Origin of the sequence: Streptomyces sp. TLI_171, assembly GCF_003610255.1 — a bacterium.
Classification (GTDB): domain Bacteria; phylum Actinomycetota; class Actinomycetes; order Streptomycetales; family Streptomycetaceae; genus Kitasatospora.
Map to the genome: position 1 here is coordinate 7,607,386 of NZ_RAPS01000001.1, position 23,166 is coordinate 7,630,551.

A 23,166-nucleotide genomic window follows, 5' to 3' on the forward strand; every position below is an offset into this window, starting at 1 on the left:
GTTGCCCAAACCTGACGGTCCGTCTGCTGACGGTCCCTCAGCCGCGCCGCCCGCCCCGGCCCGGCCGTTCGCCCTTTCGGCGCCACCTGCAATGACGGTGCGTCTTTCGCATGCCCACGGGTCGTTCATCCGACGGGCGAAACCCAAGTGGATCAGACCAGTCCGGTCCCCAGGTGGCATTTCCGGCACCTTTCCGGCTGCCTTCTTCTGCGCATTCATGTCAACTTTTCGAGGATCGGCCCAGTGGACCCAGCGAACGGCTCCGGCCTGAACACCGCCGTGGAGCGCTACTACGACATCACCCTCGACCTGTACGAGGACCTGTGGGGCGAACACGTCCACCACGGATTCTGGGACCGGGGGGAGGCCCCGGCCCGGAACGGGGTCGACCGGCACGCCGCCACCGACCGGCTGGTCCGCGAACTGGTGGACTACGCCGAACTGCCGGCCGGCACGCGGGTGTTCGACGTCGGCTGCGGCATCGGCGGACCCGCCCTGCAACTGGCCGGCCCGCTCGGCTGCACCGTCGAGGGCGTCACCCTCAGCGCCCGGCAGGCCGCCCGTGCCACCGAGAAGGCCCGCGCCGCCGGCCTTTCCGACCGCGCGCGCTTCCACCAACTCGACGCCCTGCACACCGAGTTCCCCGACGCCTCGTTCGGCGCCGTGTGGGCCGTCGAGAGCCTGATGCACATCGCCGACCGGCCCGCCTTCTTCGCCGAGGCACTGCGCCTGCTGCGCCCCGGCGGCATCCTCGCCGTCGCCACCTGGGCCGTCCGCGACGGCGCCCTCGACCCCGCGGAGCAGGAACTCGTCCGGCAGATCCTGATCCACCAGGTGATGCCCGACTTCTCGTCCCTGGAGGAACACGAACGCCTGGCCCGCGCCGCCGGATTCACCGACGTCGCCACCGCCGACTGGAGCGCCAACGTCGCCAACTCCTGGGACCCGGGCTTCGCCGAGATCCCGCAGTACGACCGCGGCCCCGGCGTGATGCGAGACCTGGCCCGCGAACGCGGCGTCGACGTGCTCCGCTTCTTCCACGCCGGCCCGCTGATGAAGAAGGGCTTCGACACCGGCGTCATCACCTACGGCGCCCTGCGCGCCACCAAGCCGCAGTCGGACGCCGGCCCGCAGCAATGAGCGCGCCCACCGCCGGTCCGGAACCGGGGCGGAGCGGAGCCGCCACTGCGGCGGTGACGAGCGGTTCGGCCAGCGAGCCCGCGCTGGTTCGCGAGGTCGCCGAGTTGCTGCGGGAGATCGTCGGCGAGGACGCCGAGTGGCTGGAATCCATCCGTCCCGACACCCTGGTCGACGGCGAACTTCTGATCGAGAGCCACGAGTTGGCAGCGTGGAGCCTGGCGCTGCGGGCCCGCTTCGGCGGCCGGGTCGACCTGGTGGGCCAGCTGGCCGAACTCGACATCGACCGGATCATCGCGCTCACCGTCGGCGACGTCGCCGCCCACGTGGCCGAGGCCGCCGACCCCGCCCCGGGGGACGGCCCCTGATGGGACGCTACCTGTTCGTCTCGCTACCGCTGACCGGCCACGTCAACCCGCTCGCGGCGGTCTCCGCCGAACTCCGCGCCCGCGGCCACCAGGTGCTCTGGGCCGGCTCCGAGTCCTTCCTGCGCCCGCTGCTCGGCCCCGACACGCCGATCCATCCGATCCCGCTGCGGGCCCACCGCGGCCAGGCCGACCGCGGCATGGCCGCCGCCAAGTCGCGCTGGGACGGCTACATCGTCCCGCACGCCAGGCACACCCTGCCCGGCATCGAACGAGCCGTCGCCGCGTTCCGCCCCGACGCGCTGGCCGTCGACCAGCACGCGGTGGCCGGCGCGCTCGCCGCCCACCGGTTCGGCCTGCCCTGGGCCTCGCTCGCCCCGACCACCATGGAACTCACCCGCCCCTACCGGGCGGTGCCCAAGGTCGAGGCGTGGATCGGCGAACGGATGGCCGCCATGTGGCACGCCGCCGGGCTGCCCGGCGAACCGCCGCACGACCTGCGGTTTTCCCCGCACCTGCTGATCGCCTTCACCGGCAGCGCGCTCACCGGGCCGATCGGCCGCCGGACAACGCCGCCCTGGTCGGCCCCGCACTCGCCCCCCGCGCACCCGACCCCGACTTCCCCTGGCAGTGGCTCGACCCGGGCCGCCGCCACGTCCTGGTCACCGTCGGCACCCTGTCGCTCGACCTCGCCCAGGACTTCCACGCCCGCGTGGTCGAGGCCCTGCGTCCGCTCGGCGACCGCGTCCAGGCGATCATCGCCGCGCCGGACGGCACCGTCCCCGACCCGCCCCCGCACATCCTGGTCCGGCCCCGGGTCCCCGTCCTGGAACTCCTGCCGCGACTGGACGCCGTGGTCAGCCACGGCGGCCTGAACACCGTCTGCGAGACGCTCGCCCACGGGGTACCGCTGGTGATCGCCCCCATCAAGGGCGACCAGCCGATCAACGCCGCCCAGGTCGTCGCCGCCGGCGCCGGCCGGCGCGTCCGCTTCGCGAGCGTCCGCCCCGAACCGCTGCGCGCCGAACTGCTGGCCGTCCTCGACGACCCCGGCTACGCCGCGGCCGCCCGGCGGATCGCCGCCTCCTTCGCCGCCGCCGGTGGAGCGGCCACCGCCGCCGACCACCTGGAGACGCTACTGACCGCCGCCGCGCGGGCGGAGGCGCTCCGCGCCGGGGCCGACGGGCCGGAGACCCGGTGCGCCGGGCCGGACGACCTGGAAGCACCGCTCACCGCCGCGGCGCGGGCGGAGGCGCCGCTCGGGGTGGCGGACCCCGTACCGACCGAACCGTCCAACGAGGGAGACATCCGGACATGAAGACGCTCCACGACACGTGGCTGGTGTTTCAGCGCCACCTGCTGCTGATGGCCAGGTCGCCGCTGCAGATCGCTCTCGGGATCGCCCAACCGGTCGTCTACCTGGCGCTGTTCGCCCCGCTGCTGAAGCCCGCGCTGTCCTCGATGGGGGCGGGCTCGATGGCCGACGCGTACCGGATCTACGTGCCCGGCATGCTGGTCGCGCTCGCCCTCGGCGGCGGCCTCTACGTCGGCTTCGGCCTGCTGGCCGAACTCGGCTCCGGCGTGATCGAGCGGGCCAGGGTGACCCCGGTCAGCCGGGTCGCCCTGCTGCTCGGCCGGTCGCTGCGCGACGTCGTCACGCTCGCCGTCCAAGCCGCCATGATCATCGTGTTGGCGCTGCCGCTCGGCCTCGCCGTCCGCCTCCAGGACCTGCTGCTCGCCTACCTGCTGCTCGCCCTGATCTCCCTGAGCAGCGCCGCGATCTCGTACGGCCTCGCCCTGCGGATCGGCAACCCCGACACCCTCGGGCAGGTCGTCAACAACCTCGCCCAGCCGCTGATGCTGCTCTCCGGAACCCTGCTGCCGCTCGCCCTCGCCCCGCTCTGGCTGCGCCGCGTCGCCGACTGGAACCCGTTCAGCTGGGCCGTCACCGGCATGCGCGAGCTGTTCGCCGGCCACCCCGGGGACGCCGCGGTCGGCCGCAGCCTCGCCCTGATGGCCGCCGTCGCCCTCGCCGCCCTGATCTGGTCGGCCCGCCAGTTCGCCCGCGCCGTCCGCTGACACCCCGTCACCACCTCCCAGACAAGGACCCCCGGATGATCGAGACCAGCGGACTGCGGAAGTCCTACCGCACCGGACGGCGCAGGACGACCAGCACCGTCGACGCGGTGACCGGCCTGGACCTCAGCGTGGCCGAGGGCGAGATCTTCGGGTTCCTCGGCCCGAACGGCGCGGGCAAGACCACCACGCTGCGGATGCTCGCCACCCTGCTGCGCCCCGACGGCGGCGCCGCCACGGTGGCCGGCGCCGACCTGCTGGCCCGCCCCGACCAGGTGCGGCAGCAGATCGGCTACGTCGCCCAGGGCGGCGGCACCTGGGACGAGGTGACGGCCCGTGAGGAACTCGTCCTGCAGGCCCGGATGCACGGCCTCCCGAAGGCCGAGGCCGCCCGCCGCGCCGAGGCCGCCGTCGCCGCCTTCGACCTCACCGAGTACGCCGACCGCCACTGCCGCACCTACTCCGGCGGCCAGCGCCGCCGGGTCGACCTCGCCATGGGCGTCGTCCACCGCCCCAAGGTGCTGTTCCTCGACGAACCCACCTCCGGCCTCGACCCGGCCAGCCGGGCCCGGCTCTGGGCGGAGGTGCGGCGGCTGCGCGACCAGGGCCTGACCGTCTTCCTCACCACGCACTACCTGGACGAGGCCGACGTGCTCTGCGACCGGATCGCCATCATCGACGGCGGCGCCGTGGTCGCCGAGGACACCCCGGCCGCCCTCAAGCGCTCCATCGCCGGCGAGGTCGTCACCGTGGGCGTCGCCGAACCCGACCACGCCGACAAGGCCCTGCACGTGCTGGCCGGCCAGGCGTGCGTGCGCACCGCCGAGTCCCGCGAGGACGGCAGCCTGCGGCTGTCCGTCGACGCCGGCGAGTCCGCGATGCCGCAGATCATGCGCACGCTCGCCGACGCCGGAATCGAGACCGCCACCATCGAACTGCACCGCCCCACCCTCGACGACGTTTTCCTCGCCCGCACCGGCCGCTCGCTGCGGGAGTCCTGACCGTGGCGAACGCTCACAACGGCGGCCCGGCCGCCCCGAAGGAGGACCTGATGGACATTCGGCGGGCCGTGGTCACCGGCGGCGCGGGCTTCGTCGGCTCCCACCTGTGCGACCGGCTGCGGGAGCGGGGCGTCGGCGTCGTCTGCCTCGACAACCTGCTGACCGGAACCCTCGACAACCTCGCCGACCGGGACGGCGATCCCGGCTTCACCCTGCACCGCACCGACGTCTGCGAGCCCTTCGACGTCGACGGCCCGGTCGACCTGGTGGTCCACCTGGCCTCGCCGGCCTCCCCGCACGACTACGCCCGCCACCCCATCGAAACCCTGCGGGCCGGCGCCCACGGCACCCTCAACGCCCTGGAACTGGCCCGCCGCAAGGGCGCCCGCTTCCTGCTCACCTCCACCTCCGAGGTCTACGGCGACCCGCAGGTCCACCCCCAGCCCGAGAGCTACTGGGGCAACGTCAACCCGGTCGGCCCGCGCAGCCAGTACGACGAGGCCAAGCGCTACGCCGAAGCCCTCACCACCGCCTACCGCACCACCCTCGGCGTCGACACCGTGATCGTCCGGCTGTTCAACACCTACGGTCCGCGGATGCGCCCCACCGACGGCCGGGCCGTCCCCACCTTCATCACCCAGGCCCTGGCCGGACAGGCGCTCACCGTCGCCGGCGACGGCGCCCAGACCAGGTCGCTCTGCTACGTGGACGACACCGTCGCCGGCATCCTCGCCGCGGCCGCCGCCGACCACCCAGGACCGGTCAACCTCGGCAACCCCGTCGAACTCAGCATGCTCGAACTCGCCCACCGGATCCGCGAGCTGTGCGACTCCCCGTCCCCCGTCCGGTTCGTCGAACGGCCGGGCGACGACCCGATGCTGCGCCGCCCCGACATCACCCTGGCCCGCACCGTGCTCGGCTGGCAGCCCGCCGTCGACGTCGGGAAGGGCCTGGCGGTGACCATCGACTGGTTCGCCCGCCGCGCCGTCGGCGCGGCGGTCGGCGGGTAGCGGAGGCGGACGGCCCGCCGGTCCGACGGATCGTCAACCGGTTGGCGGGCGGCGGCGGTCACCCCCTCGGCCGCCGCCGCTGGCCGGCCCGGCCGCAGCCGCCTTGACTGGTTCCGACCCCACTCGGACCGTCGCGAACTCGAAGGAGTCGACGTGCTGCGAAGCCTCGCCGTGGGAGCGGCCACCGCCGTTCTCCTGGCCGCCGCGCCCCAGGCCGCCCATGCCGGGGCACCCACCCCGCCCGTTCCGGTGGCCGTCGCTCCGGGGCCCGCTCCGGCCGCCGGCTCCCCGGTGCTCGGCATGATCCCGATCGGGACGCCGATCGCCCTGCTGTTCATCCCCGCCGCGCTGATCTTCCTCCCGGTCGTCACCGGAGCCACGCACGAGGGGACGCCCTGACGGCTCGTCCCTGACGCCCCGTCGGCTCAGGCGGCCGGTGGGAGGGCGTGCAGGTGCGCGGGCCGGTGCTGCGGCCGGTGCCAGCTGGTCGGCAGGCCGCAGGCGCTCAGCGTGGCGCCGAGCGCGTGGCGCATCGCACTGCGGACCGCGGTGTAAGGACTGTCCGGCCGGTGGTCGCGGGGCAGGCGGCGGGAGGGCTGCCAGTCGAGGTCGACGGTGCCCGCCGCCTGCGGGTCGTCCTCCGACGCGTGCGGCCGCACGGTGATGCCCGCGCCGTGCCCCCCGGCCGCGACCGGCACTCCGGCGAGCACGGCGATCCGCCGTACCGCGTCGGCCAGTTGGGGGTGCACGTCCGCCTCCGCGGGTGACGGCTCGGCCGGGGCCGCCGCGCCGCGCGGGCGCTCGCCGGACGGCTCCGGCAGCGGGCCGACCCGGGTCCGGGCGCAGGAGGGCAGGCGCTCGGCCGGGATGCCCAGCGCGGGAAGGAACTCCGCCAGCGCCGTCTCCATGCTGTCGGCGACCGACTCCCGCATCCGGTGCCACGGACCGTCCGGGCCGCCTGCCGCCGCGGCCTCCTCCAACCGGGCCGACGCCACCCAGCGCAGCGTGATCGCCCCGAGGCACGGATCCGCGGCATGTTCGGGCCCGGTCGGACAGAGCAGCACCCCCGGCCCGTGCCCCCCGTACGCGACAGGCAGACCGGCCAGCAGCAGCGCCTCGGTCACCCGATCCGCCAGCTCCGGATCGACCCGCGCCCCCACCACCGCGTCCACCCCGGCCCTCCCTCGCGCTCGCCCGTCGCAGGGCGGCTCCGGCCGCCCGCCGAGAGACTACCCAAGGGCTGGTAAAGGACGTCAACAGGTGTGCAGTGCACAGTTGTTGACAGCCGGTGCGCGGCCGGGCTGCCGGGCCGTCAGGAAGCCGTCGGCTGCGGACTCATCGCCCGCTCGTACAGCTTCTCCCGGGTCCGCCCGAGCAGTTCGGCGGCCTTCTTCCGCGACGCCTGCTCCGCTCTGTCGAGCGCGCCCGGGTAGTCCGCGGACATCCCCGAGCCCGCGCCGTAGTCGACCACCACCGTCAGGCGCAGATTCCCGTCGCAGACCGCCGAGGTGAAGCTCAGCTGGTCGACCGGCCCGGGGATGGTGTCGGTGAGCGGGTGCCGGACCGCCACCTGGTAGCCCTCCTGGCCGAGCCCCCCGCCGTCGGTCGGCTCGAACTTCCGCGTCTCGGCCGGCTTGGGCCCGCCGATCGGCGACCTGGCCGAGGCCGCCGAGACCTCCAGCCAGTGGCAGCCGCGAGCCGCCTCGAAGACCGTTGCGGTGATGTTCACCCGCCAGTCCTCCCTGGCCGGACCGCCGACGAAGCTGCAGCTGAGCGACTTGGAGGGGTCGCCCGCGATCCCGTCGGTCCGCACCGGAATGGTGCTGCGCAGTTCCCCCGGCAGGCCGGGATCGCCCACCACCGCGCAGAGATCGTCGACCGTGCGGTACCAGCCGACCTGTTTCGCCTTGCTGTCGCCGCTGCCGCTGTCACCGCCTCCGCAGCCGGTCAGCAACACGAGGGCGACCACCGCGAAGGCGGCCGCGCCGGTACGAGAGGTACGACTTCGACTCGTCACCTCATCAGGCTAGTGCGGTGACCGCACGTGTTCACCGGGTTTCCGAAGCCCGGTGCCGGGACGGCCGGTGGGCCGCGGCGGTCACCCGGCGGGAGCAGGCGAATCGCGGACCCCGGCGCGAGCAGCGCGGCCGGATGTGCTTCGCTTGTCGCGGCCAGGCGGACCGGAAAGAGGTGGGCGGACATGCCGATCGTTGCCGTGAGCGTGCTCAGCCACACCGGTGTGGTGCGTCGACGCAATGAGGACAGCGTGTCGGCCGGGCCGTGGACGCTCTGCGCGACGTCCGCCGACAGCCCCCAGACGCTGTACTTCCCGCTCGGCGACACGCCCGTGACGGTCGCCGTCGCCGACGGCCTGGGCGGGCACCCCGGGGGCGACCTCGCCTCCTCCCTGGTGGTCAGTCAGCTGGCGGCGACCAGCGCCGAACTGGGCGACGAGCAGGCCGTCGAGGACGCCCTGCTGGCCTGTCACACGGCCGTCCACGACGCGGCCGCCACCGACCCCGGGCTGGCCGGAATGGCCACCACCGTGGCCGGGCTGACGGTGACCGCCGACGCCGTCCTGGTGTTCAACGTGGGCGACAGCCGGGTCTACCGACTCACCGACGGCGAACCGGAGTTGCTCAGCACCGACGACAGCCCGCCGCTCGCGCCGGGCTGGCGCACCACCAACCTCGTCACCCGGACCCTCGGCGGCGCCACCGACCGCGAGGCCCTCGACCCGCACCTGCGCCGCCTGCCGCTGCGCACCGGCGCCCGCTACCTGCTGTGCACCGACGGCCTGAGCGACCCCGTCCCGGCGGAGGAGTGGCCGGAGCTGATCGTGGACCCGGACGGCGACGAGGACGACCAGCACGCCGTCGTCGAACTCTGGCGCGCCGCGATCCGGGCCGGCGGCCCCGACAACATCACCCTCGCGCTGGTCCGGATCGAGGACTGACCCCCACCCGCTGTTGGCAGCGCCGGTCGCACCGTCGTACAACTGGCGGATGCCGTCCACCGACCTGCGCCATCGCCACCGGGCCGCCTGCGCCGCCGCGCCCAGCTACCCGGAGGTCGGCGCCACCCGCAGTGCCGCGCTGCCGCCCGGTTACGCCTGGCTCCGCCGCCGCACCCACCTCGGACACGGCCCGGAGGTCCTGGCCCGGGCGGGCGCGTACGTCCTCTCCTGGGGCACCCAACTGGGCTCGGGCTTCGCGCTCCACCCGCCGGCCGCCCCGGTCGAGACCGGCGGCACCGTGCTGCTGCGGCTCACCCTGCCCGGGCTCCGGGTGCCCCGGGTGATCATCCCCTGCCGGGTGGTCTGGACCGTCGAGGAACCCGACCGGATCGGCTTCGCGTACGGCACGCTGCCCGGCCACCCCGAGTGCGGCGAGGAGTCCTTCGTGGTGAGCACGGACGCCGACGGCGAGGTGTGGTTCGAGGTGACCGCGTTCTCCCGGCTGGCCGCCTGGTACGCCCGACTCGGCCGGCCGGTCGCCCTGCTCCTGCAGCACCTCGCCGTCGAACGCTACCTGCGGGTGGTGGCACGGGCCGCCGTCGCCGACTGAGCTGTCCGCGCCCGGCGTTCAGCCCCGGGCGGCGGTGAACGCCCGGGCCGCCGCCGTGGCCACCGACTCGACCAGCGCGACCCCCTGCTCCTGGGTGGCGGAGCCGTCGCTCAGCACCGCCACCAGCAGGGTCCGGCCGGCGTACTCGACGCGACCGATGCTGTTGATCACCCACAGGTCGGTGGACGCCCGCGGCAGCCAGCCGTTCTTCAACTGCGCCGTACCGCTCCGGTTCGCCGCCGACACACCCCAGTCCTGGCCGTCGGCGACCTGGCCCATCAGCTTCCCGAGGTAGGCGCGGGAGGCCGAGCCCAGCGGCGAGTCGTCGGTGAAGACCACCCGCAGCAGCCGGGCCTGGTCCGCGGCAGTGGTGGAGGTCAGGCCCCAGTAGCCGTCCGTCCCCGCGACGGTGTCCGTCAGCCCGAACCGCGCGTTCGCCGCGTCCAGGCCCGCCGCGCCGCCCACCGCCTCGAACAGCGTCGAGGCGGCGGAGTTGTCGCTGTTCTCGATCATCTGCGCGGCCGTCGCCTTCTGACCGCCCGTCAGCACGCCGTCCGTCTGCAGCAGCAGCGCAGCGAGGATGTACACCTTCACGATCGAGGCGGTCACGAAGGAGTCCGTGCCCCAGCCGGCCGCCGCCCCGGAGTCGGGATCGGTCACCGAGACCGCGAAGTGCCCGTCGAGCGAGCCGACCGCACCGGAGAGCGCCGCCTCCGCGGCCGCCCCGGCGGCCACGGTCGCGCTCGCCGACGCACTCGCGTCCGGGGCGGCGGCCGCGGAGGCCGCCATCGGGGCACCGGTCGCCGCGCGCGGGAAGGCCGGCCACACGCCGAGCGCCGCGAGCGCGACCACCGTCACCACCGCCCAGCCGATCCGTCGCGAACGACGCTGCCGCCTGCGGGCGACTGCCCGGGAACTCGATGGTGCGATCATGCGGACGATGCTCGACCGCGTTCCTTGGCCGGCGATGAGCCGCGGCTCAGCGTCCGGTGAGAAGCCCCCGCCGCGCCCCGATCAGCCCCCGGCGGCCCGGCCGGCGAACGGCCGCAGGACCATGTGGCCGTCCTCCGGGGCCGCGACCATCGCGAACGGGAACCGGTCGAGCTCCAGGCAGAGCGCCACGTCGTCCGGATGCGAACCCTCCCGCACGCCCGCCGCCAGCTCCGCGGCTGCCCGGGACCCGGCCGCGCGGCGCAGGAACCCCGCGGCGTCCGCCCCGCCGCCCGCGGCCAGCTCGGCGATGTACTGGGCGCACGCCAGGTCCTCCTCCGCCCGGCCGTCCTCGCCGGTCACCACGAAGGTGACGCGGTCGCACCCGCGCGCCCGGAGCAGCCCGGCCGTCGCCCCGGCCACCACGAACCCGGCGCACAGCACCAGTTCGGCGTCCCTGACCGCCAGCGCGCCGACCGTGCCCGCCGTGGTCTTCTGCACCACCGTCCGGCCGCCCAGGTCGAGCGAGCGCAGCCGGCCGGGCGAGTTGACGGCGTCGAACCCCGGCGCGGGCGGACCGTCCTTGAGCGCCACCCACCCCGGATGCCGCGCCTTGAGCGCCAGCGCCTCGGCCGGCGAGCCGGCGAGCACGATCCGCTCCGCGCCGCGGTCGAAGGCCCAGGCCGCCACGGTGAAGGCCCGCATCACGTCGACCACCACCGCGACCGCGGGGACTTCGTCCAATTCGCCGATGCCGAGGAAACGAGTGTTCATCCGGTCATGATCGCGTACGCCCCACCGGGCGCGCCAGCCTCGGCCACGGCACGAACGGCGAACGCCCGTGCCGGAGTTGCGAGGCCCGGCACGGGCGCAGGCACGGACCGGGACCGGGTCAGGTCCGGCGGCGGGCCGTGATCAGGCGCTGCAGCACGATGAAGACGAACAGCAGGGCGCCGATGACGATCCGGGTCCACCACGAGCTCAGGGTGCCCTGGAAGCTGATGATGGTCTGGATCAGGCCCAGCACCGCCACGCCCAGCACCGTGCCGACCAGGTAGCCCGAGCCGCCCGTCAGCAGCGTGCCGCCGATGACGACCGCGGCGATCGCGTCCAACTCCAGCCCCACCGCGTGCAGCCCGTACCCGGACAGCATGTAGAAGGTGAGCAGCACACCGCCCAGCGCCGAGCAGAAACCGCTGACCGCGTAGACCGCGATCCGGGTCCTGGCCACCGGCAGGCCCATCAGCAGCGCGGACTGCTCGCTGCCGCCGAGCGCGTACACGTTGCGGCCGAACCGGGTGAAGTGCAGCACCACGAACGCCGCCACCGCCACCAGCACCGCGATCAGCGCGCTCGGCGACAGGAACGTGCCGCCGGGCAGCGAGATGTGGGTCTGCGCCATCGTCGTGTACGAGGAGTCGGTGATGGAGATCGACTCCACGCTGATGGTGTAACAGAGGCCGCGGGCCAGGAACATGCCCGCCAGCGTGACGATGAACGGCTGGATCTCGAAGGTGTGGATCACCCAGCCCATCACCCAGCCCAGCCCCGTGCCGAGCACCAGCACCAGCGGGATCACCACCGCGATCGGCCAGTGGTGCTGCTCCACCAGCCACGCCGACACCATGGTGGACAGCGCCACCACCGCGCCCACGGACAGGTCGATGCCTCCGGTCAGGATCACGAAGGTCATGCCGATCGCGACGACCAGCAGGAAGGCGTTGTCGATCAGCAGATTGAGCAGCACCTGCCCGGAGAAGAAGCCCTCGTACTGCACCGAGCCGCCGGCGAACATCACGAGCAGCAGGAACGAGGTGACCAGCAGCGGGAGTTGGCCGCGCAGCCGGTCGGTCAGCGTGGTGTTCATGCGCCTGCCTTCAGGTCGGCGGCGGCCGCGGACTCCGAGGACCGGCCGGCGCGCGAGACGCTGCGGCGGTGGGCGACCTTGGCACGGAACTGGGGGGACTGGACGAGGCACACGGTGATCACCACGGCCGCCTTGAAGACCAGCGTGGTCTCCGGCGGGATGCCGATGGTGTAGATGGTGGTGGACAGGGTCTGGATCACCAGCGCCCCGATCACCGTGCCGCCGATGGAGAAACGCCCGCCGTTCAGCGAGGTGCCGCCGATGACCACGGCCAGGATGGCGTCCAACTCGATCCACAGACCGGCGTTGTTGCCGTCCGCGGCCGACACGTTGGAGCTGATCATCAGCCCGGCGACGGCCGCGCACACCGCGCTCACCACGTACACCAGGGTCAGCAGGCGCAGCGCCCGGATGCCGACCAGGCGGCTGGCGACCGGGTTCCCGCCGACCGACTCCAGCAGCAGGCCGAGCGCGGTGGAACGGGTCAGCAGCAGCGCCAGTCCCACCATCGCGCCGGCCAGCAGCACCGAGAACGGAACGGTCAGCCAGTAGCCGCCGCCGATCAGCCGGTACGGGTCGGAGGTGATGGTGATGATCTGCCCGTCGGTGATCAGCTGGGCGACGCCGCGGCCGGCCACCATCAGGATCAGCGTCGCCACGATCGGCTGCACGCCGATCCGGGACACCAGCAGGCCGTTGACAGCGCCGAGGACCAGCGCCACGGCCAGCGCGAGGGCGACCGCCACCAGCACCGTGGAGACGCTGCCCGGGTCCGAGGCCTCGCTGATGTGCAGGCAGGCCAGGGCGCCCGCGATGGCGACGGTCGAACCCACCGACAGGTCGATGCCGCCGGTGGCGATGACCAGCGTCATGCCGAGCGCCACCAGGATCAGCGGCGCGCCGAAGTGCAGGATGTCGACCAGGCTGCCGTACAGGTGGCCGTCCTTGATCCGGACGGCGAAGAAGTCCGGTGTGAAGAACAGGTTGGCCAGCAGCATGACGACGAGGACGGCGGCGGGCCAGAACAGCCGGTGCTTGGTCATGGCCGGGCTCCGCTCGCGATGGTCTCCATGATGTGCTCCGGGGTGAGCGATCCGTCGTTGGCGAGCTGGGCGACCATCCGGCGGTCGCGCAGCACGCCCACCTTGTGGCTGAGCCGCAGCACCTCCTCCAGCTCGGCGGAGATGAACAGCACCGCCATGCCCTGCTCGGCGAGCCGGGCGACCAGCTTCTGGATCTCCGCCTTCGCGCCGACGTCGATGCCGCGGGTCGGCTCGTCCAGGATCAGCAGCCTCGGGTCGGTGATCAGCCAGCGCGCCAGCAGCACCTTCTGCTGGTTGCCGCCGGACAGGTTGCGCACCAGCGCCTCGGGGTCGCCCGGGCGGATGTCGAGGGTGCGGATCCAGCGCAGCGCCAGCGCGTCCTGCTCGGTGCGGGAGATCGGGCGCAGCCAGCCGCGTTCGGCCTGCAGGGCGAGCACGATGTTCTCACGCACCGTCAGCTCGCCGACCAGGCCCTCCGCCTTGCGGTTCTCCGAGCAGAACGCGATCCGGTGGCCGATCGCGGCGCGCGGGCCGCGCAGCGCGGCCGCCCGGCCGTCCACCCGGACGCTGCCGCTGTCGGCCTGGTCCGCGCCGAACAGCAGCCGGGCGGCCTCGGTCCGGCCCGAGCCCAGCAGGCCCGCCAGGCCGACCACCTCACCCGGACGCACCGTCAGGTCGTACGGCTCGATGCCGCCCCGGCGGCCGAGCTGCTCGGCGACCAGGAACGGCTCGCGCCCGGCGTCGGCGGAGTGCTCGCGGCGGACCTCGCCCGCCAGGCTCTCCAGGCCGGCCAGCTCGGAGCCGATCATGCGGGAGACCAGCTGGACCTGGGTGAGGTCCCGGGTCAGGTACTCGCCCTCCAGCCGGCCGTTGCGCAGGATGGTCATCCGGTCGCAGATCTCGTAGATCTGGTCGAGGAAGTGCGAGACGAACAGGATCGCCGTGCCGCGATCGCGCAGCCGGCGCATCACCGCGAACAGCCGGTCGACCTCGTCGCGGTCCAGGCTGGAGGTCGGCTCGTCCAGGATCAGCACCTTGGCGTCGATGTCGACCGCGCGGGCGATGGCCACCAACTGCTGGACGGCGATGGAGAAACTGTTCAGCGGGGCGGTGACGTCGATGTCCAGGTCCAGCGCGGCGACCGAGGCGGCCGCCCGGCGGCGCAGCTCGGACCAGTGGATCAGGCCGCGCCGGCGGGGCTCGCGGCCGATGAACAGGTTCTCCGCCACCGACAGGTTCGGGCAGAGGTTGACCTCCTGGTAGACCGTCGAGATGCCGGCCTGCTGGGCCTGCAGCGGCCCGGCGATCCGCAGTGGCCGGCCGGCCAGCGAGACCCGGCCGCCGTCCGCCCGGTACACACCGGTGAGAACCTTGATCAGGGTGGACTTGCCCGCGCCGTTCTCACCCATCAGCGCATGCACTTCACCCGGGAAGAGCCGGAAGTCGACACCGTCGAGCGCCAGCACACCCGGGAACTCCTTGCGGAGCCCGTGAACCTCCAGGACCGGCGGTTGCATCGGCCCTCCTCTCTTGGTCGGTCGGGGCGGGCGGGAGTCCGCACCGCGGGGGCGGCGCGGCGCGGACTCCCACCGGTTCCGGACCGGTCAGCACCGACGGATCGTCAGCCGGCCGGGGACGGCCGTCCGCAGCCGGCGGTGCACCGGCTTCGCCGGTCGGTTCCGGCGGAGCGTCGGTCGGTACTGACGGGTGGGCAGTGGGTCAGTACTGGCGGTTCGGCAGGGCGGCGGTCGCCTGCTCGGGGGTGAAGGTGCCCTCGACGGTCTTGATCCGGCGCTCCACCGTCTCGCCTGCCTTGACCTTCTTGGCCAGTTCCATCAGCTGGTCGCCGAGCAGCGGGTTGCACTCCACGTCGTAGTTGATCTTGCCCTGGGACATCGCGGTGAAGGCGTCCTTCACCCCGTCCACCGAGACGATCTTGATGTCGGTGCCGGGCTTCTTGCCCGCCTCCTCGATGGCCTGGATCGCGCCGAGCGCCATGTCGTCGTTGTGCGCGTACAGCACGTCGATCTTCGGCTGGGACTTCAGGAAGGCCTGCATGACCTCCTTGCCCTTGGCGCGGGTGAAGTCGCCGGTCTGCGAGGCCACGATCTTGAACTTCGGCTCGCCCTTGATCACGTCGGCGAAGCCGGACTTGCGGTCGTTGGCCGGGGCGGAGCCGGTGGTGCCCTCCAGCTGGACGATGTTCACGTCGCCCGGCGTGTTCTGGTACTCCTTCACCAGCCAGTCGCCGACCTTCTTGCCCTCCTCCACGAAGTCCGAGCCGAGGAAGGAGACGTACAGCGACTCGTCCTTGGAGTCCACCGAGCGGTCGGTCAGGATCACCGGGATCTTGGCGGCCTTGGCCTCCTTCAGCACGGTGTCCCAGCCGGACTCGACCACCGGCGAGAAGGCGATCACGTCCACCTTCTGCTGGATGAACGAGCGGATCGCCTTGATCTGGTTCTCCTGCTTCTGCTGCGCGTCGGAGAACTTCAGCGTGACGCCGGCCTTCTTCGCGGCGTCCTGGATCGACTTGGTGTTGGCGGTGCGCCAACCGCTCTCGGCGCCGACCTGCGCGAAGCCGATCACGAGCTTGCCGTCCGACTTCTTGCTGTCCGACGAACCGCCGCCGGAGGAGCAGGCGGACAGGCCGAGGATCATGGCGCCGGCGAGGGCGGCAGCGGCGACGGCTCTCTTGGACATCTGGGTCTTCCTCTCGGTGGTTCTCCCGTCGCCGCCGGCTGCGCTGGGCGGCCGGCGGCAACGGAAGGGGTGGGTGCACCGGGCGACCGGACACGACCGGTCGCTGCGGGGGAAACGGGGGGAACAGGGCAGACGGGCCAATCTGACGGAGCGCCAGAGTGCTTGGCAGTGCGCGGAGTTCGCTGCAGAGGAGCATGCAGAGGGGTGGGGAGCGATGCCTTCGGCCTCGACCCGACAAGATTGTTAGCGCTAACAAGTTGGCGGGGCAAGACCGGTGCAGTGCTTTATCGAATCTTGACCGCCGACGGATCAAGCGCCAGGGGCGGCGATGGGCCGGCGCGCGGCGGGTCGCTCGGGGAGGGGCGCCGCCGGGCCGCGCCGCGTCGGCGGGTCGGCGGGTCGGCGGGTCGGCGGGTCGGCGGCCGGAGGGGGTTCGGCGGCAGTGGGCCCGACCGGAGCCGGTGCGGGCGGGATCCGGCGGCCGGCGGTGCGGTGTCCCGGGTTCCCCGCCCGCCCCCGCCCGCCCCCACCTGCCCCTGGCCGGGCGGGCCGGCCGCGACGGCTGCGGCAGATCCGGTGCGCGGCGGCGCGCAGGCGTCCGGGCTCGGACGGCCGGCGTGCGGAACCTCTTGTCCGGCAGGAATGTGAGCGCTAACATTTCGCTGCCCGGCCGCCCCGGCACTACCGGAGCGGCCGCGCCACCACGGCCGCGCCGGCACCGCGGGCCGCACCATCCACCCCTGTTTCCGCAGGCCGCGCGGCACACCCGCTTCCGCTCGCCCGGCCTGCGGTAGCTGTTCCGGCCCCCTGACGAGGGTGGGGGCGCACGGAACGCACAGGGCGGCCGCCGGCCCGCAAGGGCGCGGAAACCGCCGGCGGCCGCACCCGGCCTCCCGGCCCCGGCCTGCCCACCCCGGACCGGATCTCCCACTCCCTGCGCGAAGGACGACACCGTGACCGACCTGCCCCACGCCCCCGGCCAGGACGCCGAGCGCTACGTCGTCGGCATCGACTTCGGCACCCTGTCCGGCCGCGCCGTGGTGGTCCGGGTGCGCGACGGCGAGCAACTCGGCACCGCCGTGCACCCCTACCCGCACGCCGTCATCGAGGAGCGGCTGCCCGGCACCGGCCGCCTCCTGCCCCCGGACTGGGCCCTGCAACACCCCGAGGACTGGCGCGAGGTGCTGCGCACCGCCGTCCCCGGCGCACTCGCCGAAGCCGGCATCGACCCCGGCCTGGTGATCGGCATCGCCACCGACTTCACCGCCTGCACCGTGCTGCCCACCCTCGCCGACGGCACGCCGCTCGCCGAGGTCCCGCAGTGGGCGGAGCGCCCGCACGCCTGGCCCAAGCTGTGGAAGCACCACGCCGCACAGGACCAGGCCGACCGGATCAACGCCCTCGCCCACGCCCGCGGCGAGAAGTGGATCGCCCGCTACGGCGGGAAGATCTCCGCGGAGTGGCAGTACGCCAAGGCCCTGCAGGTGCTGGAGGAGGACCCGCAGGTCTACGCCGCCTGCGAGCGCTGGATCGAGGCCGCCGACTGGATCGTCTGGCAGCTCACCGGCGCCGAGTCCCGCAACACCTGCACCGCCGGCTACAAGGGCATCCACCAGGACGGCAGCTACCCGAGCGAGGACTACCTCGCCGCCCTGCACCCCGACTTCGCCGACTTCGCCCGCACCCGCCTGGAGCACCCGCTCGGCCACCCGCTGGCCCCGCTCGGCTCCCGGGTCGGCTCGCTCACCGCCGAGGCCGCCGCCTGGACCGGCCTGCCCGAGGGCATCGCGGTCGCCGCCGGGAACGTCGACGCGCACGTCGCCGCGCCCGCCGCGCAGGCCGTCGACAACGGCAAGCTGCTCGCCATCATGGGCACCTCCACCTGCCACGTCGTCAACGGCCCCGCCCTGGCCGACGTCCCCGGCATCTGCGGGGTCGTCGACGGCGGCATCGCCGAAGGCGCGTTCGGCTACGAGGCGGGACAGAGCGCCGTCGGCGACATCTTCGCCTGGTGGCTGCGCCAGGGCCTGCCCGCCGACTACCTCGCCGAGGCCGCGGCCACCGGCGAGGACGCCCACGAGCTGCTCACCCGCAAGGCCGCCGGCCAGGCCGTCGGCGCGCACGGCCTGGTGGCCCTGGACTGGATGAACGGCAACCGCTCCACCCTGGTCGACCACCACCTGTCCGGCGTGATCGTGGGGCTGACCCTGGCGACCCGGCCGGAGGAGATCTACCGGGCGCTGCTGGAGGCCACCGCCTACGGCACCCGCACCATCGTCGAAGCCCTGGAGAACGGCGGCGTCCCCGTCACCGAGTTCGTCGTCACCGGCGGGCTGAAGAAGAACGCGCTGCTGATGCAGATCTACGCCGACGTGCTGCGCCGCCCGGTCTCGCTCGCCGTCTCCGAACAGGGCCCCGCGCTCGGCTCGGCGATCCACGCCGCCGTCGCCGCCGGCGCCCACCCCGACATCCGCGCCGCCGCCGCCGCGATGGGCCGCGTCGAGCGCCACGCCCACCTGCCCGACCAGGCCCGCGCCGACGCCTACGACGCGCTGTACGCCGAGTACCGCGTCCTGCACGACCACTTCGGCACCGGCGCGGACAAGCAACTGCACCGCCTGCGCCGCCTGCGCAACGCCGCCCTGACCGGCGCCGCCCCCGTCGACGGCCCTTCCGACAACGAGGACTGACACCGATGAGCGACACCATCGACCTGATCCGCCGTCAGGTCGCCGACCTGCACGGGGAACTCGTCCGCTACGGCCTGGTCGTGTGGACCGCCGGCAACGTCTCCGCCCGCGTCCCCGGCGAGGACCTGCTGGTCATCAAGCCCAGCGGCGTCGACTACGACGACCTGACGCCGCAGAACATGATCCTGTGCGACCTGGAGGGCAACGTCGTCGAGGGCGACTACTCACCCTCCTCGGACACCGCCGCGCACGCCTACGTCTACCGCCACCGCCCCGACGTCGGCGGCGTGGTGCACACCCACTCCACCTACGCCAGTGCCTGGGCCGCCCGCGGCGAGCCCGTGCCGTGCGTGCTGACCGCGATGGCCGACGAGTTCGGCGCCGAGATCCCGATCGGCCCGTTCGCCCTGATCGGCGACGACTCCATCGGCCGCGGCATCGTCGACACCCTCGCCGGCCACCGCTCGCCCGCCGTGCTGATGAAGAGCCACGGCGTGTTCACCATCGGCAAGGACGCCCGGGCCGCCGTCAAGGCCGCCGTCATGTGCGAGGACGTCGCCCGCACCGTGCACATCTCCCGCCAGCTCGGCGAACCCCTGCCGATCGCCCAGGCCGACATCGACAGCCTGAACTTCCGCTACCAGAACGTCTACGGCCAGCAGCCCGCTGCCCAGTGAAGGAGTAACACCAGTGACCGAGGTATTCACCGGGCGCGAGATCTGGTTCCTCACCGGGAGCCAGGGCCTGTACGGCGAGCAGACCCTCCAGCAGGTCGCCGAGCAGTCCCAACAGGTCGTCGACCAGCTGGCCGGCACCGGCCTGCCGGTCCGGGTGGTCCGCAAGCCCGTGCTCACCGACGCCGCCGCGATCCGCCGGATCTGCCTGGACGCCAACGCCGACGACACCTGCGTGGGCCTGATCGCGTGGATGCACACCTTCTCGCCCGCCAAGATGTGGATCGCCGGGCTCGACGCCCTGCGCAAGCCGCTGCTGCACCTGCACACGCAGGCCAACCGCGACCTGCCCTGGTCCACCATCGACATGGACTTCATGAACCTGAACCAGGCCGCCCACGGCGACCGCGAGTTCGGCTACCTGCAGTCCCGGCTGGGCGTCACCCGCAAGACCGTCGCCGGCCACGTCAGCGACCCCGCCGTCACCCGCCGGATCGGCACCTGGGCCCGGGCCGCCGCCGCCCGCGCCGAACTCGCCGCCCTCAAGCTCGCCCGCTTCGGCGACAACATGCGCGACGTCGCCGTCACCGAGGGCGACAAGGTCGAGGCCCAACTGCGCCTCGGCGTCTCCGTCAACACCTACGGCGTGGGCGAACTGGTCGCCGCCGTCGACGCCACCGCCGACAGCGACGTGGACGAGTTGGTCAAGGAGTACGAGGACGCCTACCGCCTCGCCCCCGCACTGCGCTCCGGCGGCGACCGGCACGACTCGCTGCGCTACGCCGCCCGGATCGAACTGGGCCTGCGCGGCTTCCTCACCGCTGGCGGCTTCGGCGCCTTCACCACCAACTTCGAGGACCTCGGCGGACTGCGCCAGCTCCCCGGGCTCGCCGTCCAGCGGCTGATGGCCGACGGCTACGGCTTCGGCGGCGAGGGCGACTGGAAGACCGCCGTCCTGCTGCGCACCCTGAAGACCGCCGCCACCGGCCTGCCCGGCGGCACCTCGTTCATGGAGGACTACACCTACCACCTGGAGCCGGGACGGGAGTTGATCCTCGGCGCGCACATGCTGGAGGTCTGCCCGACCATCGCCGCCGGCACCCCGTCCTGCGAGATCCACCCGCTGTCCATCGGCGGCCGCGAGGACCCCGTCCGGCTGGTCTTCGACGCCGAACCCGGCCCCGCCGTCGTCATCGGCATGGCCGACCTCGGCGACCGCTTCCGGCTTGTCGCCAACGAGATCGACGTGGTCGCCCCCACCGAACCGCTGCCCAAGCTCCCCGTCGCCCGCGCCGTCTGGCAGCCCCGCCCCGACCTGCGCACCTCCACCGAGGCCTGGCTGACCGCCGGCGGACCGCACCACACCGTGCTCACCCGCGCCCTCGACACCGAACACCTCGACGACCTCGCCGAGATGCTCCGGGTCGAACTCGTGCTGATCGACCAGGACACCACCATGCGACAGTTCACCCGCGAACTGCGCTGGAACCAGGCGTACTACCGACTCGCCCAGGGCCTCTGACCCGGGCCCGACCCCCTGACCGCCGTCCGGGCCGGCCCGCCCGACACCGGGAACCCCGACCCGGACGGCCCCACCCCGATTCCGCAGGGACGCCATGACCAGCCAAGCCACCACCGTGCACCGAGCAGGACGCGAACCGCTCCCGGACGGCCGCAGCACCGAGCGCTGGACCCTGGCCGCGCCCGGCGGCATCACCGTCGAACTCCTCGACCTCGGCGCCCGGCTCCAGTCCGTCCGGATGCCCGACCGGCACGGTCACCCTGCCGAGGTCGTGCTCGGCGCCGCGGACGGCGCCCAACTGCTCGGCGCAGGAGCGTACTTCGGTGCCACCGTGGGCCGCTACGGCAACCGGATCGCGCGCGGCGAGCTGCCGCTGGACGGCGCCGTGCACGCTCTGAGGACCCAGCCCGCCGGCCACACCCTGCACGGCGGCCCCGACGGCTTCGCCACCCGCAGCTGGGCCGCCGTCCCCGTCGCCAACGGGGTCCGCTTCCACCTGGCCAGCCCCGACGGCGACCAGGGCTTCCCCGGCACCCTCGACGTCTCCGTCAGCTACCTGCTCGACGCCGACGGCGACCTCACCATCCGCTACGAGGCCACCACCGACGCGCCCACCGTCGTCAACCTCACCAACCACGCCTACTTCAACCTGGCCGGCACCGGCGGAGCCGACGTCGGCGACCACCTGCTGCACGTCCACGCCGACGCCTACCTGCCGGTCGACGCCGACCTGATCCCGCTCGGCCCGCCGGCCGCCGTGGCAGGCACCCCCTTCGACCTCACCCGGCCCACCCTGCTGGCCGGCCCGCTCGGCGCCGGGCACCCCCAACTCGCGCTCGCCGGCGGCGGCTTCGACCACAACTGGATCCTCCGCCCCGCCCCCGCCGACCGGCTGCGGCCGGTCGCCGAACTCCACCACCCCGCCAGCGGCCGCCGCCTGGAGTGCCTCACCACCGAACCGGGGCTGCAGGTCTACACCGGCAACCTGTTCGACGGCGCCACCGGCCCCGCCCACGCGCCCCACCGGCGGCACGCCGGCATCGCGCTGGAGACCCAGCACTTCCCCGACAGCCCGCACCACCCCGAGACGTACCCCTCCACCGTCCTGCGCCCGGGGGAGACGTACCGCTCCACCACCGTCTACCGCTTCCGCACCACCAACACCCCCGCCGCCACCGCCGACTCGACCGCCGACCCGGCCGCCCACCCGACCGCCCACCCGCGCACGCCGGACCGGACGGCCCCGTGACCGGACGCCCAGCGCCGCCCGGCGACCCGTTACCGTTCGGGCCCCGCGCCCGTGCTCTGACGGACCACCAGCTCGGGTGCCACCACCACCTGCCGCACCGGCGCGCCCGGATCCTCCACGCACCGCAGCAGCAGGTCGATGCCGGCCTGCCCGATCGCCGTGAAGTCCTGCCGGACGGTGCTCAGCGGGGGAGTGAAGTACGCCGCCTCCGGAAGGTCGTCGAACCCGGCCACCGCCAGGTCGTCCGGCACCCGCAGCCCGTCCTCGCGCAGCGCCCGCAGCACGCCCAGGGCCATGTGGTCGTTGGCGACGAACACCGCGGTCGGCCGGGCATCGTCGTCCAGGCCGCGGTACGCCGCGGCCAGCATCTTGCCCGCCCGGTACCCGGAGGCCGCGCTCCAGTCTCCGCTGAGGTGCTCCGGCGCGCGCAGCCCCGCCGCCTCCAACGCGGCCAGCCAGCCCTGGAACCGGCCCTCCGCCTCGATCCACTGCCGCGGGCCCGCCACGTGCCACACCGAGGTGTGGCCGAGCGCCAACAGGTGCTCCGTCACCAGACGGGCCCCGGCGAACTGGTCCAGCGCCACGCCCGGAACGTCCAGGTCGTGGCCGCCCTCCACCGTCACCACCGGGAACGGCTGCGACATCCGCGCCAGCGCCGCCACCGCGCCCTGGTGCGGCGTCATCACCACCACGCCCTCCACGCCCCAGGCGGCCAGGTGGTCCAGCGCCTGCTTGAGAGCGTGCTCACCGAGCTCGTCCAGGCTGACCGTCGCGACCAGGTAGCCGGCCCGCCGGGCCGCGTGCTCCAACCCGGCCAGCGTGCTCGCCGGGCCGTACAGCGTGGTGTTCGCCGCCACCACGCCCAGCGTCCGCGAGCGGCGGGTGACCAGCGCCCGGGCCGCGGAGTTCGGCCGGTACCCCAGCAGCGCGATCGCCTCCCGCACCCGCTCCCGGGTGGATTCGCGCACGTTGGGATGGTCGCTCAGCACCCGGGACACGGTCTGGTGCGACACCCCCGCCTGCCTGGCCACGTCCTCCATCGTTGGCGCGTGCCGATCGCCGACCTCGCCCACATGTCCTCCCGGCCTCTGCTGCCCGCCCGGCGCCCCGGCGCCCCGCGCGTACCCGGGCAGCGTACTGAAAGCCGGGCCCCGCGCCGGATGTCGCGGAACGGATCCGGTTCGAAGCCTTGACGTGGACCGGGCGGATCCGGATAGTGATCCCCGGCCGTCATTGAGCCCAACTCCCTTTCGCCCCAGCATGGTTGAGTTTCCGCCAAGGCGAATTGTTAGCGCTAACAGAGAGTTGGCGGCCACGGTACGGCGTCGACAGC

Annotated in this window: 22 protein-coding genes; 13 read left to right on the top strand and 9 right to left on the bottom strand. The window is 73.5% G+C overall.

What is annotated here, in order from left to right:
* Window positions 1–243 precede the first annotated feature (243 nt).
* The 7 genes from BX266_RS34005 (at window position 244) to BX266_RS39065 (ending at window position 5,988) form a co-directional block, all read left to right on the top strand.
* Window positions 244–1,140: a methyltransferase domain-containing protein gene (locus tag BX266_RS34005; RefSeq protein WP_099906290.1), complete on the top strand. Its 897-nt coding sequence runs from the start codon at window positions 244–246 to the stop codon at window positions 1,138–1,140.
* A gap of 53 nt (window positions 1,141–1,193) precedes the next feature.
* Window positions 1,194–1,505, top strand: a complete 312-nt coding sequence (locus BX266_RS34010; protein ID WP_099906291.1) for a hypothetical protein — start codon at window positions 1,194–1,196, stop codon at window positions 1,503–1,505.
* 709 nt (window positions 1,506–2,214) lie between these two features.
* Window positions 2,215–2,820 (top strand): glycosyltransferase, encoded by a 606-nt coding sequence (locus BX266_RS40420; RefSeq protein WP_259464990.1) that lies wholly within the window; start codon window positions 2,215–2,217, stop codon window positions 2,818–2,820.
* Complete coding sequence (locus BX266_RS34020) at window positions 2,817–3,581, top strand: ABC transporter permease (RefSeq protein WP_099906295.1); 765 nt, start codon at window positions 2,817–2,819, stop codon at window positions 3,579–3,581. The genes BX266_RS40420 and BX266_RS34020 overlap by 4 nt, the downstream gene beginning before the upstream one ends.
* Before the next feature lie 35 nt (window positions 3,582–3,616).
* Entirely contained in the window at window positions 3,617–4,579 is a 963-nt protein-coding gene (locus BX266_RS34025) for an ATP-binding cassette domain-containing protein (RefSeq protein WP_099906296.1), read from the top strand.
* 50 nt (window positions 4,580–4,629) lie between these two features.
* On the top strand, window positions 4,630–5,589 hold the full coding sequence (locus BX266_RS34030) for an NAD-dependent epimerase/dehydratase family protein (protein WP_099908606.1): 960 nt from the start codon (window positions 4,630–4,632) through the stop codon (window positions 5,587–5,589).
* 153 nt (window positions 5,590–5,742) lie between these two features.
* Complete coding sequence (locus tag BX266_RS39065; protein ID WP_180290716.1) at window positions 5,743–5,988, top strand: hypothetical protein; 246 nt, start codon at window positions 5,743–5,745, stop codon at window positions 5,986–5,988.
* 26 nt (window positions 5,989–6,014) lie between these two features.
* Here the strand turns inward: BX266_RS39065 and BX266_RS34040 are convergent, their stop codons facing one another.
* Both BX266_RS34040 and BX266_RS34045 read right to left on the bottom strand, forming a co-directional pair.
* On the bottom strand, window positions 6,015–6,761 hold the full coding sequence (locus tag BX266_RS34040; RefSeq protein ID WP_099906297.1) for a hypothetical protein: 747 nt from the start codon (window positions 6,759–6,761) through the stop codon (window positions 6,015–6,017).
* A gap of 140 nt (window positions 6,762–6,901) precedes the next feature.
* Window positions 6,902–7,606 (bottom strand): hypothetical protein, encoded by a 705-nt coding sequence (locus BX266_RS34045; protein ID WP_143687059.1) that lies wholly within the window; start codon window positions 7,604–7,606, stop codon window positions 6,902–6,904.
* Between the two features lie 183 nt (window positions 7,607–7,789).
* Here BX266_RS34045 and BX266_RS34050 point away from each other — a divergent pair, with 183 nt between their 5' ends.
* Both BX266_RS34050 and BX266_RS34055 read left to right on the top strand, forming a co-directional pair.
* Window positions 7,790–8,545, top strand: coding sequence for a PP2C family serine/threonine-protein phosphatase (locus tag BX266_RS34050; RefSeq protein ID WP_099906301.1), 756 nt, complete (start codon window positions 7,790–7,792; stop codon window positions 8,543–8,545).
* Window positions 8,546–8,594: 49 nt separating this feature from the next.
* Window positions 8,595–9,155 (top strand): DUF1990 family protein, encoded by a 561-nt coding sequence (locus BX266_RS34055; protein WP_099908608.1) that lies wholly within the window; start codon window positions 8,595–8,597, stop codon window positions 9,153–9,155.
* 18 nt (window positions 9,156–9,173) lie between these two features.
* On the opposite strand, the gene BX266_RS34060 is transcribed toward BX266_RS34055, so the two are convergent.
* The 6 genes from BX266_RS34060 to BX266_RS34085 form a co-directional block, all read right to left on the bottom strand.
* Window positions 9,174–10,088: a serine hydrolase gene (locus BX266_RS34060; protein WP_099906303.1), complete on the bottom strand. Its 915-nt coding sequence runs from the start codon at window positions 10,086–10,088 to the stop codon at window positions 9,174–9,176.
* Window positions 10,089–10,169: 81 nt separating this feature from the next.
* Entirely contained in the window at window positions 10,170–10,859 is a 690-nt protein-coding gene (locus BX266_RS34065; RefSeq protein WP_099906305.1) for a 2-phosphosulfolactate phosphatase, read from the bottom strand.
* A gap of 118 nt (window positions 10,860–10,977) precedes the next feature.
* Window positions 10,978–11,952: a galactofuranose ABC transporter, permease protein YjfF gene (gene yjfF / locus BX266_RS34070; protein WP_099906307.1), complete on the bottom strand. Its 975-nt coding sequence runs from the start codon at window positions 11,950–11,952 to the stop codon at window positions 10,978–10,980.
* Window positions 11,949–12,995 carry an ABC transporter permease gene (locus BX266_RS34075; protein WP_099906309.1) on the bottom strand — a complete coding sequence of 349 codons (1,047 nt, stop codon included), beginning with the start codon at window positions 12,993–12,995 and terminating at the stop codon, window positions 11,949–11,951. Before BX266_RS34075 ends, yjfF begins: the two co-directional genes overlap by 4 nt.
* Window positions 12,992–14,512 carry a sugar ABC transporter ATP-binding protein gene (locus BX266_RS34080; protein WP_099906311.1) on the bottom strand — a complete coding sequence of 507 codons (1,521 nt, stop codon included), beginning with the start codon at window positions 14,510–14,512 and terminating at the stop codon, window positions 12,992–12,994. Before BX266_RS34080 ends, BX266_RS34075 begins: the two co-directional genes overlap by 4 nt.
* A gap of 202 nt (window positions 14,513–14,714) precedes the next feature.
* The gene (locus BX266_RS34085; RefSeq protein ID WP_099906313.1) at window positions 14,715–15,698 is read right to left on the bottom strand and encodes an ABC transporter substrate-binding protein; all 984 of its coding nucleotides are present in this window, start codon (window positions 15,696–15,698) and stop codon (window positions 14,715–14,717) included.
* A 953-nt stretch (window positions 15,699–16,651) separates the two neighbouring features.
* Here BX266_RS34085 and BX266_RS34090 point away from each other — a divergent pair.
* The 4 genes from BX266_RS34090 to BX266_RS34105 all read left to right on the top strand — a co-directional run bounded on the left by BX266_RS34090 (window position 16,652) and on the right by BX266_RS34105 (window position 21,833).
* A complete protein-coding gene (locus tag BX266_RS34090; protein ID WP_099906315.1) occupies window positions 16,652–18,388 on the top strand; it encodes a ribulokinase in 1,737 nt (578 codons plus the stop codon).
* Between the two features lie 5 nt (window positions 18,389–18,393).
* Window positions 18,394–19,065, top strand: a complete 672-nt coding sequence (locus BX266_RS34095) for an L-ribulose-5-phosphate 4-epimerase (RefSeq protein WP_099906317.1) — start codon at window positions 18,394–18,396, stop codon at window positions 19,063–19,065.
* Window positions 19,066–19,078: 13 nt separating this feature from the next.
* Entirely contained in the window at window positions 19,079–20,584 is a 1,506-nt protein-coding gene (gene araA / locus BX266_RS34100; protein ID WP_099906319.1) for an L-arabinose isomerase, read from the top strand.
* A 94-nt stretch (window positions 20,585–20,678) separates the two neighbouring features.
* Complete coding sequence (locus tag BX266_RS34105) at window positions 20,679–21,833, top strand: aldose epimerase family protein (protein WP_099906321.1); 1,155 nt, start codon at window positions 20,679–20,681, stop codon at window positions 21,831–21,833.
* Window positions 21,834–21,862: 29 nt separating this feature from the next.
* Here BX266_RS34105 and BX266_RS34110 read toward each other — a convergent pair whose 3' ends face one another.
* On the bottom strand, window positions 21,863–22,873 hold the full coding sequence (locus BX266_RS34110; RefSeq protein WP_099906323.1) for a LacI family DNA-binding transcriptional regulator: 1,011 nt from the start codon (window positions 22,871–22,873) through the stop codon (window positions 21,863–21,865).
* Between the last annotated feature and the right edge of the window lie 293 nt (window positions 22,874–23,166).